13 protein-coding genes are annotated in these 16394 nt (G+C 60.8%); 12 read left to right on the top strand and 1 reads right to left on the bottom strand.

From position 1 onward, the window contains the following. Positions 1–19: 19 nt before the first annotated feature. The 11 genes from arcA (at position 20) to HU730_RS18365 (ending at position 12911) form a co-directional block, all read left to right on the top strand. Positions 20–1276, top strand: a complete 1257-nt coding sequence (gene arcA, locus HU730_RS18415) for an arginine deiminase (protein WP_014719694.1) — start codon at positions 20–22, stop codon at positions 1274–1276. Between the two features lie 12 nt (positions 1277–1288). Then, entirely contained in the window at positions 1289–2299 is a 1011-nt protein-coding gene (locus tag HU730_RS18410; RefSeq protein WP_014719695.1) for an ornithine carbamoyltransferase, read from the top strand. Between the two features lie 136 nt (positions 2300–2435). Then, positions 2436–3365, top strand: coding sequence for a carbamate kinase (gene arcC / locus HU730_RS18405; RefSeq protein WP_186527757.1), 930 nt, complete (start codon positions 2436–2438; stop codon positions 3363–3365). Positions 3366–3383: 18 nt separating this feature from the next. After that, positions 3384–3746, top strand: coding sequence for a DUF5064 family protein (locus HU730_RS18400; protein ID WP_057975114.1), 363 nt, complete (start codon positions 3384–3386; stop codon positions 3744–3746). 173 nt (positions 3747–3919) lie between these two features. Then, positions 3920–5428: a sigma-54-dependent transcriptional regulator gene (locus HU730_RS18395; RefSeq protein ID WP_003193823.1), complete on the top strand. Its 1509-nt coding sequence runs from the start codon at positions 3920–3922 to the stop codon at positions 5426–5428. 406 nt (positions 5429–5834) lie between these two features. Continuing rightward, positions 5835–6218: a glycine cleavage system protein GcvH gene (gene gcvH, locus HU730_RS18390; protein WP_014719698.1), complete on the top strand. Its 384-nt coding sequence runs from the start codon at positions 5835–5837 to the stop codon at positions 6216–6218. Positions 6219–6228: 10 nt separating this feature from the next. Continuing rightward, positions 6229–9066 (top strand): aminomethyl-transferring glycine dehydrogenase, encoded by a 2838-nt coding sequence (gene gcvP, locus HU730_RS18385; RefSeq protein ID WP_186527756.1) that lies wholly within the window; start codon positions 6229–6231, stop codon positions 9064–9066. A gap of 115 nt (positions 9067–9181) precedes the next feature. After that, positions 9182–10558: an L-serine ammonia-lyase gene (locus HU730_RS18380; RefSeq protein WP_034128553.1), complete on the top strand. Its 1377-nt coding sequence runs from the start codon at positions 9182–9184 to the stop codon at positions 10556–10558. 39 nt (positions 10559–10597) lie between these two features. Next, complete coding sequence (gene gcvT, locus HU730_RS18375; protein ID WP_186527755.1) at positions 10598–11722, top strand: glycine cleavage system aminomethyltransferase GcvT; 1125 nt, start codon at positions 10598–10600, stop codon at positions 11720–11722. Between the two features lie 392 nt (positions 11723–12114). Then, positions 12115–12327, top strand: coding sequence for a cold-shock protein (locus HU730_RS18370; RefSeq protein ID WP_034128555.1), 213 nt, complete (start codon positions 12115–12117; stop codon positions 12325–12327). A 95-nt stretch (positions 12328–12422) separates the two neighbouring features. Next, a complete protein-coding gene (locus tag HU730_RS18365) occupies positions 12423–12911 on the top strand; it encodes an RDD family protein (protein ID WP_186527754.1) in 489 nt (162 codons plus the stop codon). A gap of 124 nt (positions 12912–13035) precedes the next feature. On the opposite strand, the gene nadA is transcribed toward HU730_RS18365, so the two are convergent. After that, on the bottom strand, positions 13036–14094 hold the full coding sequence (gene nadA, locus HU730_RS18360) for a quinolinate synthase NadA (protein WP_186527753.1): 1059 nt from the start codon (positions 14092–14094) through the stop codon (positions 13036–13038). A gap of 518 nt (positions 14095–14612) precedes the next feature. On the opposite strand from nadA, the gene HU730_RS18355 reads away from it, so the two are divergent. Continuing rightward, the gene (locus HU730_RS18355; protein ID WP_254914160.1) at positions 14613–16283 is read left to right on the top strand and encodes a ShlB/FhaC/HecB family hemolysin secretion/activation protein; all 1671 of its coding nucleotides are present in this window, start codon (positions 14613–14615) and stop codon (positions 16281–16283) included. Positions 16284–16394: the final 111 nt, after the last annotated feature.

Genomic DNA, 16394 nt, shown 5'->3' with positions numbered 1-16394 from the left:
GTTCACTGGAGGATCTGTAATGACCACGGAAAAAGTGAAGTACGGCGTACATTCCGAAGCCGGCAAACTGCGCAAAGTCATGGTGTGCTCCCCAGGTTTGGCCCACCAGCGGCTGACCCCCAACAACTGCGACGAGCTGCTGTTCGATGACGTGCTGTGGGTGGCCCAGGCCAAGCGCGACCACTTCGACTTCGTGACCAAGATGCGCGAGCGGGACATTGATGTGCTGGAAATGCACAACCTGCTCACCGACATCGTCGCCAACCCCGAAGCGCTGGACTGGATTCTGGAACGCAAGATCACCGCCAACACCGTAGGCCTGGGCCTGGTCGATGAAGTCGGTTCGTGGCTGCGCAGCCTGGAGCCGCGCAAAATCAGCGAGTACCTGATTGGCGGCGTATCGGCCGACGACCTGCCGAGCAGCTTCGGTGGCAAGACCATCGAGATGTTCCGCGATTTTCTCGGCCACGCCAGTTTCATCCTGCCGCCGCTGCCCAATACCCAGTTCACCCGCGACACCACCTGCTGGATCTACGGCGGCGTGACGCTCAACCCGATGTACTGGCCGGCGCGCCGCCAGGAAACCCTGCTGACCAGCGCCATCTATAAATTCCACCCTGAGTTCACCAACGCGGACTTCCAGATCTGGTACGGCGACCCCGACCAGGAACATGGCGCCGCGACGCTGGAAGGCGGCGACGTGATGCCGATTGGCAACGGCGTGGTATTGATCGGCATGGGCGAACGCTCGTCCCACCAGGCCATCGGCCAACTGGCGCGTAACCTGTTCCAGAACAAAGCCGTGGAACGCGTCATCGTTGCCGGCCTGCCCAAATCCCGCGCCGCGATGCACCTGGACACCGTGTTCAGCTTCTGCGACCGCGACCTGGTCACCGTCTTCCCCGAAGTGGTCAACCAGATCGTGCCGTTCACCCTGCGCCCTGACGAGAGCAAGCCCCACGGCATCGACATCCAGCGCGAGAAAACCAACTTCCTCGAAACCGTGGCCGCAGCGCTCAACCTCAAGGCGCTACGTGTCGTCGAGACCGGCGGCAACAGCTTCGCCGCCGAACGCGAGCAATGGGATGACGGCAACAACGTGGTGGCCGTGGAACCGGGCGTGGTGATTGGCTACGACCGCAACACCTACACCAACACCCTGCTGCGCAAGGCCGGTGTGGAAGTGATCACCATCAGCGCCGGTGAACTCGGCCGTGGCCGTGGCGGCGGCCACTGCATGACCTGCCCGATCATCCGCGACCCTATCGACTATTAAGGAGATTCCATCATGGCTTTCAATATGCGCAACCGCAGCCTGCTGTCGCTGATGCACCACACTACCCGCGAGCTGCATTACCTGCTGGACCTGTCCCGCGACCTCAAGCGCGCCAAATACACCGGCACCGAGCGCCCGCACTTGCAGGGCAAGAACATCGCGCTGATCTTCGAAAAAACCTCGACCCGCACTCGCTGTGCCTTCGAAGTCGCGGCCCATGACCAAGGCGCCCACGTCACCTATATCGACCCGGTGTCGTCGCAGATCGGCCACAAAGAAAGCATGAAAGACACCGCCCGCGTGTTGGGCCGGATGTTCGATGCCATCGAGTACCGTGGTTTTGAGCAGGAAATCGTCGAAGAGCTGGCCAAGTTCGCCGGTGTGCCGGTGTTCAACGGCCTCACCGCTGAATTCCACCCGACCCAGATGATCGCCGACACCTTGACCATGCGCGAACACAGCGACAAGCCGCTGCATGACATCAGCTACGCGTACCTCGGGGACGCCCGCTACAACATGGGCAACTCGCTGCTGATGATCGGCGCCAAGCTCGGCATGGACGTGCGCATCGGCGCGCCGAAAGCGCTGTGGCCCCATGAAGATTTCATCAAGCAATGCCAGGCCTTTGCTGAGGAAAGCGGCGCACGCATCACCATCACCGAAGACCCGAAAGAAGCCGTGAAGGGCGTGGACTTCATCCACACCGATATCTGGGTGTCCATGGGCGAACCGGTGGAAGCGTGGGACGAGCGCATCGAGCAACTGCTGCCGTACCAGGTCAACGCCAAGATGATGAAAGCCTCGGGCAACCCTCGGGTGAAGTTCATGCATTGCCTGCCGGCGTTCCACAACAGTGAAACCAAGGTCGGCAAGGACATCGCGGCGCGCTATCCGCACCTGGCCAATGGCGTGGAAGTGACCGAAGAGGTGTTCGAGTCGCCGGCCAATATTGCCTTCGAGCAGGCGGAAAACCGCATGCATACCATCAAGGCGATTCTGGTGTCGGCGTTGGCGGATATCTAACCCCACTCTGATCGTTCCCACGCTCCGCGTGGGAATGCAGCCAGTGGCGCTCTGCGCCACAAGAGCGGACGCAGAGCGCCCGGTGGGGCATTCCCACGCAGAGCGTGGGAACGATCATTTTAGAAGGACATTCTGTATGCGCATCGTCGTAGCCCTGGGCGGCAACGCCCTCCTGCGTCGTGGTGAACCCATGACCGCAGACAACCAACGCGCCAATATCCGCATCGCCACCGAACAGATCGCCAAGATCCACCCCGGCAACGAGTTGGTGATCGCCCACGGCAACGGCCCGCAAGTCGGCCTGCTGTCATTGCAGGCAGCCGCCTACACCAGCGTCTCGCCTTACCCACTGGACGTGCTGGGCGCCGAGACCGAGGGCATGATCGGCTACATCATTGAACAGGAACTGGGCAACCTGCTGGACTTCGAAGTGCCGTTCGCCACCCTGCTCACCCAGGTCGAAGTCGACGCCAAGGACCCGGCCTTCCAGAACCCTACCAAGCCCATCGGCCCGGTGTATGCCAAAGCCGAAGCCGAGAAACTCGCCGCCGAAAAAGGTTGGGCCATCGCGCCCGACGGCGACAAATACCGCCGTGTAGTCGCCAGCCCGCGTCCCAAACGCATCTTTGAAATTCGCCCGATCAAGTGGCTGCTGGAGAAAAAAGCCATCGTGATCTGCGCCGGTGGTGGCGGCATCCCCACCATGTATGGCGAAGACGGCAAGCTGCGCGGCATTGAAGCGGTGATCGACAAAGACTTGTGTTCCTCCTTGCTGGCCACGCAACTGGAGGCCGATTTGCTGGTGATCGCCACCGACGTCAACGCCGCCTTTATCGACTTCGGCAAGCCCACCCAGAAGGCCATCGGCCAGGCCCACCCCGACGAGATGGAAAAACTCGGCTTCGCCGCCGGCTCCATGGGCCCCAAGGTACAAGCCGCCTGCGAGTTCGCCCGTCAGACTGGCAAAACCGCGGTGATCGGTTCACTCTCGGACATCGAAGCCATCGTCCAGGGCAGCGCCGGCACGCGCATCAGCACGGCAAAACCTGGCATCACCTACCTGTGAAGTTGAGGAGAAACGCCTATGGCTATCTTTGAACCCGGCCACTTGCATATCGAGCGACACGCGCTGAACAAGGACGATGTCAGCTACGACCTGTGCCTGGACTACGAAGTCGTCACGGATGACCGCGAAGGCAAAGGCATGCAGTTCACCCTGCATGGCAGCATCCAGGGCAAGGACATGAAGGAAACCTTTTTCCTGCCCAAGGACCAGGCCTATAACTTCGCCAGCAATGTGACCAAGATTGTCGAAAAATACGGCATTCCCAAGACCCATAGCAGCGTCGGTTCACAGCACAAGCATTACGACCTGATGTTTGAGGATGTGCGCCAGCAGTTGGATATGAAATCCGGCGACCCGGTCAAACCCGAACACCTGGAATAACCTGCCCCCCAATCGAATGTGGGAGCTGGCTTGCCTGCGATAGCGACGTGTCAGACGATATTTTCGGTAACTGACCCACCGCCATCGCAGGCAAGCCAGCTCCCACATTTTGATCTCCACCGGCTCCAAGGCATACTGGCCACCCTCAGCACTCCAGAATCAAGATCCGCCCCATGCGTATCCACGTCAGCTTCATCGACCGCGTCGGCATCACCCAGGAAGTCCTGGCCTTGCTCGGTGGGCGCAATCTCAATCTGGATGCGGTGGAGATGGTGCCGCCCAATGTCTATATCGATGCGCCGACCCTCAGCGCCGAAGTGCTCGAAGAACTGCGCGACGCGTTGTTCAGCGTGCACGGCGTGCAAGCGGTAAAGGTCGTCGACATCCTTCCGGGCCAGCGTCGCCACTTGCAACTCGACGCCCTGCTGGCGGCCATGACCGACCCGGTGCTGGCCCTGGACAGTGCAGGCAAGATCCTGCTGGCCAATCCGGCGCTGATCGCCTTGTACGGGCGTGAACCGGCCGGCGAAAGCATCGCCGAGCTGTTCGATGATCCGGCCTTACTGGAAACCTTGCTGGACCAGGGCTTTCGCTTGCCGTTGCGCGAGATCAGCGTGAACGGCCAGACCTTGCTGCTGGGCGCCACGCCGATCACCGACGCCGGCGCCCTGCTCACCCTCTACCAGCCCAACCGCATCGGCGAACAACTGTCGGCGCTGCACCATGACCATGCCGAAGGGTTTGATGCGCTGCTGGGCGAGTCCCCGGCGATCCGCACGCTCAAGGCGCGGGCGCAACGGGTGGCGGCGCTGGATGCACCGCTGCTGATCCAGGGCGAAACCGGTACCGGCAAAGAACTGGTGGCCCGCGCCTGCCACGCCATCAGTGCGCGCCACAGTGCGCCGTTTCTGGCACTGAACTGCGCGGCACTGCCGGAGAACCTCGCCGAAAGCGAATTGTTCGGCTATGCCCCTGGCGCCTTTACCGGCGCGCAACGCGGTGGCAAACCAGGGCTGATGGAGCTGGCCAACCAGGGCACGGTGTTCCTCGATGAGATCGGTGAGATGTCGCCGTACCTGCAAGCCAAGCTGCTGCGTTTTCTCAATGACGGCAGCTTTCGCCGCGTGGGTGGTGACCGCGAAGTGAAGGTCAATGTGCGCATCCTCAGCGCCACCCACCGCGACCTGGAAAAGATGGTCAGCGAAGGCACCTTTCGCGAAGACCTGTTTTACCGCCTCAACGTGCTCAACGTCGCCGTGCCGCCCTTGCGTGAACGCGGCCAGGACATCCTGCTGCTGGCGCGCTACTTCATGCAGCAAGCCTGCGCGCAGATCCAGCGCCCGGTCTGCCGCCTGGCGCCGGGTACCTATCCAGCCCTGCTGGGCAACCACTGGCCGGGCAACGTGCGGCAGTTGCAAAACGTGATCTTCCGCGCTGCCGCCATCTGCGAAAGCAGCCTGGTGGACATCGGCGACCTGGACATCGCCGGCACCTCCGTGGCGCGCCAGAGCGATGGTGAAGTCGACAGCCTGGAACAGGCCGTGGAAGATTTCGAGCGCAGCCTGCTGGAAAGCCTCTACAGCCGCTACCCCTCGACCCGCCAACTGGCCAGCCGGCTACAAACCTCCCACACGGCTATCGCCCATCGCCTGCGCAAATACGGCATTCCCAACAAACCCTGACGGAATAAACGCGGTTCAACTGTAGGAGCTGGCTTGCCTGCGATAGCGTCGGGTCATCCAACGCCTTAGTGACGGGTAGACCGCTATCGCAGGCAAGCCAGCTCCCACAGAAACCGCATTACAGATTTGGTCTGAGAACGACATTCCGTGTACTGAAAGCGCTACAGCGTAACGATATCGCTACAGCCCTGTTTTTTGCGTGCCATGCAAGGCTTTGATCCACATAGGCTTTTTTTCACGCACCGGACTGTAGCGAAATCGCTACAGCTCACTGCTCGGACTTTATAGCGAAATTTATTAACCCATTGATTTATAACGGCTTAATAACGTTGGCCGCGATATTGCTAAGCAACTCCCCATTATTCCAATCCCGTCCACCAGACGATTCTGGCCCTGAGGAGTTTCCATGAGCGAGTTGCGTTTCACTGAAGATCACGAATGGCTGCGCGCCGAAGCCGATGGCAGCGTCACCGTGGGTATCACCGCTTTTGCGCAGAACGCGCTGGGTGACGTGGTTTTCGTGCAACTGCCGGAGTTGCAGGCTTATACCAAGGGCGCCGAAGCCTCCACCGTGGAGTCGGTCAAGGCCGCCAGTGGTGTGTACATGCCGTTGGACGGTGAAGTCCTCGAAGTCAACGACAAGCTCGATGGCAGCCCGGAACTGGTCAACGAAGACCCGATGGGCGAAGGCTGGTTCTTCCGTTTTAAACCCGCCGATGCCGATGCAGTGGCTAAGCTGTTGGATCAGGATGCGTACGACCGCCTGATCAAAGCCAACGCTGAAGCCTGAGGAGCGCGCCATGACCGTTAATCTGACCACCGCCAACGAATTCATCGCCCGCCACATCGGCCCGCGCCAGGAAGATGAGCAGCAAATGCTCGCCAGCCTGGGGTTTGATTCCCTCGAAGCCCTGAGCGCCAGCGTCATCCCGGAAAGCATCAAGGGCACCAGCGTGCTCGGCCTGGAAGACGGCCTGAGCGAAGCCGAGGCCCTGGCCAAGATCAAGGCCATCGCCAGCCAGAACCAACTGTTCAAGACCTACATCGGCCAGGGCTATTACAACTGCCACACGCCGTCGCCGATCCTGCGCAACCTGCTGGAAAACCCGGCCTGGTACACCGCCTACACGCCGTATCAACCCGAGATTTCCCAAGGCCGCCTGGAAGCCCTGCTGAATTTCCAGACCCTGATCAGCGACCTCACCGGCCTGCCGATTGCCAACGCCTCCCTGCTTGACGAAGCCACCGCCGCTGCTGAAGCCATGACCTTCTGCAAGCGCCTGAGCAAGAACAAAGGCAGCCACGCGTTCTTCGCGTCGGTGCACAGCCACCCGCAAACCCTCGACGTATTGCGCACCCGTGCTGAACCTTTGGGCATCGATGTGGTGGTCGGCGATGAGCGTGAACTGACCGACGTCAGCCCGTTCTTCGGTGCCCTGCTGCAATACCCGGCCAGTAACGGCGATGTATTCGATTACCGCGAGCTGACCGAGCGCTTCCACGCCGCCAACGCCCTGGTCGCCGTAGCCGCCGACCTGATGGCGCTGACCCTGCTGACGCCGCCGGGTGAATTCGGTGCCGACGTCGCCATTGGCAGCGCACAACGCTTTGGCGTGCCACTGGGCTTCGGTGGCCCGCACGCGGCGTACTTCTCCACCAAGGATGCGTTCAAGCGCGATATGCCAGGCCGTCTGGTCGGTGTTTCCGTCGACCGCTTCGGCAAGCCGGCCCTGCGCCTGGCCATGCAGACCCGCGAGCAACATATCCGCCGCGAGAAAGCCACCAGCAACATCTGCACTGCCCAAGTGCTGCTGGCCAATATCGCCAGCATGTACGCCGTGTACCACGGCCCCAAGGGCCTGACGCAGATCGCCCAGCGCATTCACCAGCTGACCGCGATCCTGGCCAAGGGTTTGACGGCCCTGGGCCAGAAAGTCGAGCAGGCACACTTCTTCGACACCCTGACAATCCACACCGGCGCCCACACCGCAGCCCTGCACGACAAGGCCCGCGCCCAGCGCATCAACCTGCGTGTGGTAGATGGCGAGCGCGTAGGCCTGTCGGTCGACGAAACCACCACCCAGGCCGATATCCAAGCCTTGTGGGCCATCTTCGCCGACGGCAAAACCCTGCCAGCCTTTGCTGCAACCGAAAGCACCCTGCCAAGCGCATTGCTGCGTCAGTCGCCGATCCTCAGCCACCCGGTGTTCAACCGTTATCACTCGGAAACCGAGCTGATGCGCTACCTGCGCAAGCTGGCCGACAAGGACCTGGCCCTGGACCGCACCATGATCCCGCTGGGCTCGTGCACCATGAAGCTCAACGCCGCCAGCGAAATGATCCCGGTGACCTGGGCCGAATTCGGTGCCCTGCACCCGTTCGCCCCCGCCGCTCAAAGCGCCGGCTACCAGCAACTGACCAGCGAACTGGAAGCCATGCTCTGCGCGGCCACCGGTTACGACGCGATCTCCCTGCAACCCAACGCCGGTTCCCAGGGTGAGTACGCCGGCCTCTTGGCCATCCGTGCCTATCACCAGAGCCGTGGCGAAGAACGTCGCGACATCTGCCTGATCCCGTCGTCAGCCCACGGTACCAACCCTGCGACCGCCAACATGGCCGGCATGCGCGTGGTGGTCACCGCTTGCGATGCACGCGGCAACGTCGACATCGAAGACCTGCGCGCCAAGGCCATCGAGCACCGCGAGCACCTCGCAGCACTGATGATCACCTACCCCTCTACCCACGGCGTGTTCGAGGAAGGTATTCGCGAAATCTGCGGGATCATTCATGACAACGGCGGCCAGGTGTACATCGACGGCGCCAACATGAACGCCATGGTCGGCCTGTGCGCACCGGGCAAGTTCGGCGGCGATGTGTCCCACCTGAACCTGCACAAAACCTTCTGCATTCCCCACGGCGGTGGCGGCCCGGGCGTTGGCCCGATTGGCGTCAAGTCGCACCTCACGCCATTCCTGCCCGGCCATGCCGCCATGGAACGCAAGGAAGGCGCGGTGTGCGCTGCGCCGTTCGGCAGCGCGAGCATTCTGCCGATCACCTGGATGTACATCAGCATGATGGGCGGCGCCGGCCTCAAGCGTGCGTCGCAGTTGGCGATCCTGAATGCCAACTACATTTCCCGTCGCCTGGAAGAGCACTACCCGGTGCTGTACACCGGCAGCAATGGCCTGGTGGCCCACGAATGCATCCTGGACCTGCGCCCGTTGAAAGACAGCAGCGGCATCAGCGTGGACGACGTGGCCAAGCGCCTGATCGATTTTGGTTTCCATGCGCCGACCATGTCGTTCCCGGTGGCCGGCACCTTGATGATCGAGCCCACCGAAAGTGAATCCAAGGAAGAGCTGGACCGCTTCTGCGACGCCATGATCGCCATCCGCGAAGAGATCCGCGCGGTAGAAAACGGCACCCTCGACAAAGACGACAACCCCCTCAAGAACGCGCCGCACACGGCTGCGGAACTGGTAGGCGAATGGAGCCACCCATACAGCCGTGAACAAGCGGTGTACCCGGTAGCGTCGTTGATCGAAAGCAAGTACTGGCCACCGGTTGGCCGGGTCGACAACGTGTTTGGCGATCGCAACCTGGTGTGTGCGTGCCCGTCGATCGAGCTTTACGCCTAAAGCAGTTGTAAGCGGCAAGCTACAAGCTGCAAGTTAAAAGCCGAATGGCTCTTTCTTGCAGCTTTTGGCTTGGAGCTTGCCGCTGCTCCTATAACAAGAAACCGGAGAACAACTCATGTCTTTAAGCGTGTTCGACCTGTTCAAGATTGGCATCGGCCCCTCCAGTTCCCACACCGTCGGCCCGATGCGTGCCGCTGCTCGATTCGTCGAGGGGCTCAAGCGTGACAACCTGCTGGAGGCCACCACCGGCATCAAGGTGGAACTCTACGGATCACTGGGCGCCACCGGCAAAGGCCACGGCAGCGACAAGGCTGTGTTGCTGGGCCTGGAAGGCGAACACCCGGACACCGTGAATACCGAAACCGTGGCAGCACGCCTGGCGCAGATGCGCAGTGACGGGCGCCTCAACCTGCTCGGCGAACACAGCATTGCGTTCAACGAGAAAGAACACCTGGCGATGATCCGCAAGCCCCTTGCCTATCATCCCAACGGCATGATCTTTCGTGCCTTTGACGCCGCCGGCATCCAGACCCGCAGCCGCGAGTACTACTCGGTCGGTGGCGGTTTCGTGGTGGATGAAGACGCGGCGGGCGCCGACCGTATCGTCGAAGACGCTACCCCCCTGACCTTCCCGTTCAAACACGCCAAGGACTTGCTCGGCCACTGCACCACCTATGGCCTGTCTATCAGCCAGGTGATGCTGACCAATGAAAGCGCCTGGCGCCCGGAAGCCGAAACCCGCAGCGGTTTGTTGAAGATCTGGCAGGTCATGCAGGATTGCGTCGATGCCGGCTGTCGCAACGAAGGCATCTTGCCCGGAGGCTTGAAGGTCAAGCGCCGGGCAGCGGCCTTGCACAGGCAGTTGTGCAAGAACCCGGAGTCGGCGCTGCGCGACCCGCTGTCGGTGCTCGATTGGGTCAACCTGTATGCGCTGGCGGTCAACGAAGAAAACGCCAATGGCGGGCGCGTGGTCACCGCGCCCACCAACGGCGCGGCCGGGATCATTCCCGCCGTGCTGCATTACTACATGCGTTTTATCCCCGGCGCGAACGAAGACGGCGTAGTGCGCTTTTTGCTCACCGCGGCCGCCATCGGCATTTTGTACAAGGAAAACGCTTCGATCTCAGGCGCCGAAGTCGGTTGCCAGGGCGAAGTCGGCGTGGCCTGTTCCATGGCCGCAGGCGCACTCTGCGAAGTGCTGGGCGGCAGCGTGTCCCAAGTGGAAAACGCCGCCGAGATCGGCATGGAACACAACCTCGGCCTGACCTGCGACCCAATTGGCGGGCTGGTGCAGGTGCCGTGCATCGAGCGCAATGCCATGGGCTCGGTGAAGGCGATCAATGCGGTGCGCATGGCCCTGCGTGGCGACGGGCAGCACTTTGTGTCCCTCGACAAGGTCATCCGCACCATGCGCCAAACGGGCGCCGACATGAAAAGCAAATACAAGGAAACCGCCCGTGGCGGTTTGGCGGTCAACATTATCGAGTGCTGACGCCCACAAGCGCGTCGGCACGTTTTTCAGGAGCTGAATATGTCCACCGAAACCCTGTTGAAAACCCCATTGCATGCCCTGCACCTGGAACTGGGCGCACGCATGGTGCCCTTCGCCGGCTACGACATGCCGGTGCAGTATCCATTGGGCGTGATGAAGGAACACCTGCATACCCGTGAACAGGCCGGGTTGTTCGACGTCTCCCACATGGGCCAGATTCGTCTCACTGGCGCGAATGCCGCCAAGGCTCTGGAGACCCTGGTGCCCGTCGATATCATCGACCTGCCAGTAGGCATGCAGCGCTATGCGATGTTCACCAATGAGCAAGGCGGCATCCTCGACGACCTGATGGTCGCCAACCTGGGCAACGACGAATTGTTCCTGGTGGTCAACGCCGCCTGCAAGGACCAGGACCTGGCGCACCTGCGTACACATATCGGCGACCAATGCACCATCGAACCGCTGTTCGAAGAACGCGCCCTGCTGGCCCTGCAAGGCCCTGCGGCAGTGAAAGTATTGGCGCGCCTGGCCCCTGAAGTCACTCAGATGACCTTCATGCAATTCGCCACCCTGCGTTTGCTGGGCGTGGACTGCTACGTCAGCCGCTCCGGCTACACCGGTGAAGACGGTTTTGAAATCTCCGTGCCGGCCGCCAATGCCGAGAGCCTGGCCCGCAGCCTGCTTGCCGAAACCGAAGTGCAGGCGATCGGCCTGGGTGCTCGCGATTCGCTACGCCTGGAAGCCGGCTTGTGTTTGTACGGCCACGACATGAACACCGACACCACGCCAATCGAAGCCAGCCTGCTGTGGGCGATTTCCAAGGCTCGGCGTGCCGATGGCGCACGGGCCGGCGGCTTCCCTGGCGCCGACCGCATCTTCACTCAGCAGCAAACCGGTGTGGCGCGCAAACGCGTAGGCCTGCTGCCGCAGGAACGTACCCCGGTGCGTGAAGGCGCTGAAATTGTCGATGCGCAAGGTACGGTTATCGGCAGCGTCTGCAGCGGAGGCTTTGGTCCAACCTTCGGCGGCCCTCTGGCGATGGGTTACCTGGACAGCGCCTTTGTCGCACTGGATACCGAAGTTTGCGCAATGGTACGTGGGAAAAAGGTGCCACTGCGTGTAAGTAAAATGCCATTCGTTCCGCAACGTTACTACCGTGGCTGATTGACTGTTTCTATAAGTAACGCGGTTGCGTTAATGTGCACTAAACTGTAACGCAACCGCCATAAAACAGTGCATTCACGATAGGCTTTTTATAGCTGACGCCCTATAACAAGTGAATAACTCTATCGAATAAGCCAGTATCAGAACATTCAACAAAGTGTCATGAGCCCCAGTAAAATCAGGGCCTGCACAAGGGCTTGTTTTTTTCATATTAGTTGGCGTAGAGTTTGCCCACTGTGTTTGCATGGGTCGCTTGGAACCTGGACCTGGGCAGTAGCTCAAGTAGTTTGCTACAACCCGTTCGACGTCTCTTACTTTCCTGCAACCCAGCCCAGTACTCTTTCGTTTGAAAGGGGCTGTCATTAATTTTTAGCGTCAAAGGAAAGAAGAAAATGGCTGAGCGTCAGAGCGGTACCGTCAAGTGGTTCAACGACGAAAAAGGCTTTGGTTTTATCACTCCTGAAAGCGGCCCGGATCTGTTCGTGCATTTCCGCGCTATTCAGGGCAATGGCTTCAAGAGCCTGAAGGAAGGCCAGAAAGTGACTTTCGTCGCTGTGCAGGGCCAGAAAGGCATGCAGGCTGACGAAGTCCACGCAGAAGCCTGATCCTTACCTGCGACAAAAAGCCCCTGATATGACATCAGGGGCTTTTTTATGGGCGCCATTGCGTAAACTGCGTGCTTTCTCCAGAGAGCCCTGCCATGTCCAAACCCCTGTTGAGCCCCCAGGGCGAATTCCCCGCCGTTGGCCTGGGCCGCCGCCTGGCAGCGATGTTCTACGACTTTTTTTTATGTACCGCACTGCTGATCGTCACCGCATTTATCTACAAGCTGGTGTGGATCGCCTTCGTGGGCGAAGCGAAGATGCGCACGCTCACCGAATCCGGCGCGCTGGACGGTGACCCGTTGCTGTCCACGATCCTGCTGTTCGTGCTCTTCGGGTTCTTCGCCAAGTTCTGGACTCATTCGGGGCAAACCCTGGGCATGCAGGTGTGGGGCGTGCGCGTGCAAAACGCCGACGGGTCGCGGATCAGCCTGTGGCAGGCACTGCTGCGTTTTGTGGTGTCGATTGCGTCATGGCTGTGCGTGGGGTTGGGATTTATCTGGTCATTGTTCGATAAACACAAACGCAGCTGGCATGACATCTATTCGGATACGCAGTTGGTGCGGATCCCGAAGCAAAAGAAGTAACTCAAGCGCATCACAGATCAACTGTGGGAGCTGGCTTGCCTGCGATAGCGGTGTTGCAGTCAAAACACCTGTGACTGTTACACCGCTATCGCAGGCAAGCCAGCTCCCACATTTTGATTTGTGTTCAGGCGTTGCCGGCCAGTTTCAACCGTGCAGCCTGGGTAAAGTCGAGCATGCGCTTGAGGGGCCGCACCGCCTGCGGAATCACCGCCGGCTCCACGAAGATCTCATTACTGCCCTCACGCAAACACTGCAACGTACGCTCCAGTGTGTTCATTGCCATCCACGGGCAGTGCGCGCAACTGCGACAGGCTGCACCGTTACCGGCGGTAGGCGCTTCGACAAAGACTTTGTCCGGGCACAACTGCTGCATCTTGTAGAAGATGCCGCGGTCGGTCGCGACGATAAAGGTCTTGTTCAGCAAGCGTTGCGCCGCAGCGATCAGTTGGCTGGTGGAACCCACCGCGTCAGCCAATTCGATCACCGAAGTCGGTGACTCCGGGTGCACCAGGATTGCCGCATCCGGGTACAGCGCCTTCATGTCTTCGAGCTGCTTGGACTTGAATTCTTCGTGGACGATGCAGGCACCGTCCCACAGCAGCATATCGGCACCGGTCTGGCGCTGGATGTAGGTGCCCAGGTGTTTGTCCGGGCCCCAGATAATGGTCTCGCCGTTGTCCATCAGGCTTTCGACAATTTCCAGCGCGCAGCTGGAAGTCACCACCCAATCCGCCCGAGCTTTGACCGCCGCCGAGGTGTTGGCATAGACCACCACGGTGCGCTCGGGGTGCTGATCGCAGAACGCGGAAAACTCATCCACCGGGCAACCCAGGTCCAGGGAGCACGTGGCTTCCAGGGTAGGCATCAGGATGCGTTTTTCAGGCGTAAGGATCTTGGCGGTCTCGCCCATGAAGCGCACGCCAGCCACCAGTACGGTTTTGGCCGGGTGAGCGGCGCCGAAGCGCGCCATCTCCAGGGAATCGGAAACACAACCACCGGTTTCTTCGGCCAGAGCCTGAATCACCGGGTCGCAATAAAAGTGGGCAACCAGCACCGCGTCCTGAGCCTTGAGCTCGGCGGCGATGGCGGTTCGCAGGCTCGCCTCTTCGGCAGCGCTGAGAACCTTGGGCTGCTTGGCGTCGAGGTGAGCTTGAACCAGTAGGCGTTCGGAAATGTGCGTCATGTTCGCAAGACCTGCAGGCGCAGTAGCGCGAAAGTCGAGTGTACCACCGGCTCAGGAGCCCTTCGGGCGCCGCCGGACGAAGTGTTTTTGTTCATCAAGCACGGGTACAGCTTAAAGCTGCGCAAGGCTACAGAATATCCAATGGATTCAAAAGCCTAATCTGGCAACCGGGCAAGGTACTCAGTTCCTCGCCGCGGCACGCCGATTAGGTGAAGCCCAGACAACAATCAAAACCGCGCCGCCCCCTCCCGCCTCCTGAAAAATCAGGATTTTTGGGCTGAGACGCCCATTCGCGCACTGAATTTGTGCATTTGAGCACTGCATCACACGATTTTTCTTACAGAATGTGCAATAAATCCTACGGCGATGTAACAAACCGTTCAGCACTCACTCAAGTGGGGCAAGTCTGCGCTGAGTTCAAGGTTTAGCTCGTGCGGTGTGGATCGTGTGTATTTCTACGTTAAGGATGTCGAGTGCCAAATCAGCTCTCAACCGGACACTTGAGTTGTACCCGGAACCTGGGCATTGCCCTGCTCTGCCTGTGGGCGCTGCCCGTGGCTGGCGCCGAGGCGCCGCAGCCAGGCCAGGAAGCCCTGCGCTTGCAACAGCAACAGCAACGCGACCTGCAGCAATTACAATTGGAGCAGCGCCAACGCCAGATGCAACGTGGCAGTTTCGGTACGCCAGCGGCCACACCGGCCTTGCCAACAGACATCGCCAAGGACGAACGCTGCTGGCCCTTGAGCGGTACGCGCCTGGCCGGGGTCACGCTGTTCAGCCGTGCCGAGTTGGACAAACACATCGAGCCCTACGTGGCGCCTTGCATGGGCGTCACCCAGATCAACCGCCTGCTGGCCGAGATCACGCGGCTGTATGTCGAGGCCGGTTATATCGCCAGCCGCCCCTACCAGATCAGCGCGCCCGCCGCCGGGCAACCGCTGGATATTCACGTCGAAGAAGGCTACCTGGAGGCCATCGAACTGGCCGGCCAGAGCCTGCCGGTGTCATTGGGTGGGGCATTCCCCGGGATGCTCGGCAAGCCACTGAACCTGCGAGACCTGGAGCAGGGCCTGGACCAGCTCAACCGCCTGCGCTCGGTGGACCTCACCGCCGACATCGCCCCAGGCAGCACCGCGGGCGCGTCGCGCATCATCCTGCGCTCGCGCAGCAGTGCCTCGCGCTGGGCCCTGGGCCTGGGGGTGGATAACCTCGGCAGCGCCGGCACCGGGCGTGATCGCAATGCGATCAACTTGAGCCTGGACAGCCCGCTGCAAATCAACGACTCGCTCAACCTGAGCTTCAGCGACACGCTCAACCATGGGCCACGCTACAGCCGCAGCCACAGCCTGTTCTACTCGATCCCCTACGGTTACTGGACCTACAGCCTGTTCGCCAGCCATGCCGAATACCGCTCGCCGTTCAAACTCAGCCGCACCACGTTTTACAACAGTGGCCGCACCGATCAGGTCAGCCTGCGTAGCGACCGTGTGTTGTGGCGCGACCAGGGCCACCAACTCAGCGCCAACCTGCAACTGGCCTACAAAGACGTCGACAGCTACCTACAGAAGGTACACCTGGACATCCAAAGCCCCACGCTGACCGTAGCCGAAGCGGGCCTGAACCTGTTCTGGCTCAACAGCGCGGTGTGGAACCTGGACGTCAATTACGCCCAGGGCCTGACCTGGTTCGGCGCCGATCGCGATGCCGACCAGGTGCAGGAAAATCGGCCCAAGGCGCAGTTTCAAAAGTACCGCGCCAACCTCACCCAATGGCGCAACGGCCAATGGGCAGCGCAGCCATGGCAGTGGCAGAGCCAGTTGTCGGTGCAGTACAGCCCGGATGCGTTGCCCGCCATCGAACAGCTGCTGATCACCGACGACTCGGCCGTGCGAGGCTACCGCGAAAACAGTAGTTCCGGTGCCATTGGCGCGGTCTGGCGCAACACCTTGCGCCTGCCGCTCAACACTGACTTGCCGGTGAAGCTCACCCCGCGCCTGGGCCTGGACAACGGCTGGGTCAAGCACGAACACGGCGCCCAGAGCCAACGCCTGAGCGGCGCCAGCGCGGGGCTCAACCTGAGCTGGAAGAACGTACAGCTCGACATCGACTACCAACGCAACCTCAACACCCCCACAGGTTTTCGCCAGGAGCCGGAGGTCTGGCTGACGCGCCTTAGCGTGCAGATATGAGTGTGCACCGATGAGCCAATACCTGTTTTTAGCCTGAGTCACCGCCGTACCTGACCACCCCAGCAGCGTTGCAACGAACAACGCGCGTCGTGGATCAGCCAACACAGAGCG

It is taken from the genome of Pseudomonas sp. SWRI22 (assembly GCF_014268395.2).
Taxonomy (GTDB): Bacteria; Pseudomonadota; Gammaproteobacteria; order Pseudomonadales; family Pseudomonadaceae; genus Aquipseudomonas; species Aquipseudomonas paracarnis.
Note: the sequence above shows the minus strand (reverse complement) of the source record. Positions and strands in the feature narration are given on the sequence as shown.

Coding starts and splice junctions, on each gene's coding strand:
- arcA (WP_014719694.1), top strand. CDS start 20: ATGACCACGGAAAAAGTGAAGTACGGCGTACATTCCGAAGCCGGCAAA.
- HU730_RS18410 (WP_014719695.1), top strand. CDS start 1,289: ATGGCTTTCAATATGCGCAACCGCAGCCTGCTGTCGCTGATGCACCAC.
- arcC (WP_186527757.1), top strand. CDS start 2,436: ATGCGCATCGTCGTAGCCCTGGGCGGCAACGCCCTCCTGCGTCGTGGT.
- HU730_RS18400 (WP_057975114.1), top strand. CDS start 3,384: ATGGCTATCTTTGAACCCGGCCACTTGCATATCGAGCGACACGCGCTG.
- HU730_RS18395 (WP_003193823.1), top strand. CDS start 3,920: ATGCGTATCCACGTCAGCTTCATCGACCGCGTCGGCATCACCCAGGAA.
- gcvH (WP_014719698.1), top strand. CDS start 5,835: ATGAGCGAGTTGCGTTTCACTGAAGATCACGAATGGCTGCGCGCCGAA.
- gcvP (WP_186527756.1), top strand. CDS start 6,229: ATGACCGTTAATCTGACCACCGCCAACGAATTCATCGCCCGCCACATC.
- HU730_RS18380 (WP_034128553.1), top strand. CDS start 9,182: ATGTCTTTAAGCGTGTTCGACCTGTTCAAGATTGGCATCGGCCCCTCC.
- gcvT (WP_186527755.1), top strand. CDS start 10,598: ATGTCCACCGAAACCCTGTTGAAAACCCCATTGCATGCCCTGCACCTG.
- HU730_RS18370 (WP_034128555.1), top strand. CDS start 12,115: ATGGCTGAGCGTCAGAGCGGTACCGTCAAGTGGTTCAACGACGAAAAA.
- HU730_RS18365 (WP_186527754.1), top strand. CDS start 12,423: ATGTCCAAACCCCTGTTGAGCCCCCAGGGCGAATTCCCCGCCGTTGGC.
- nadA (WP_186527753.1), bottom strand. CDS start 14,094: ATGACGCACATTTCCGAACGCCTACTGGTTCAAGCTCACCTCGACGCC.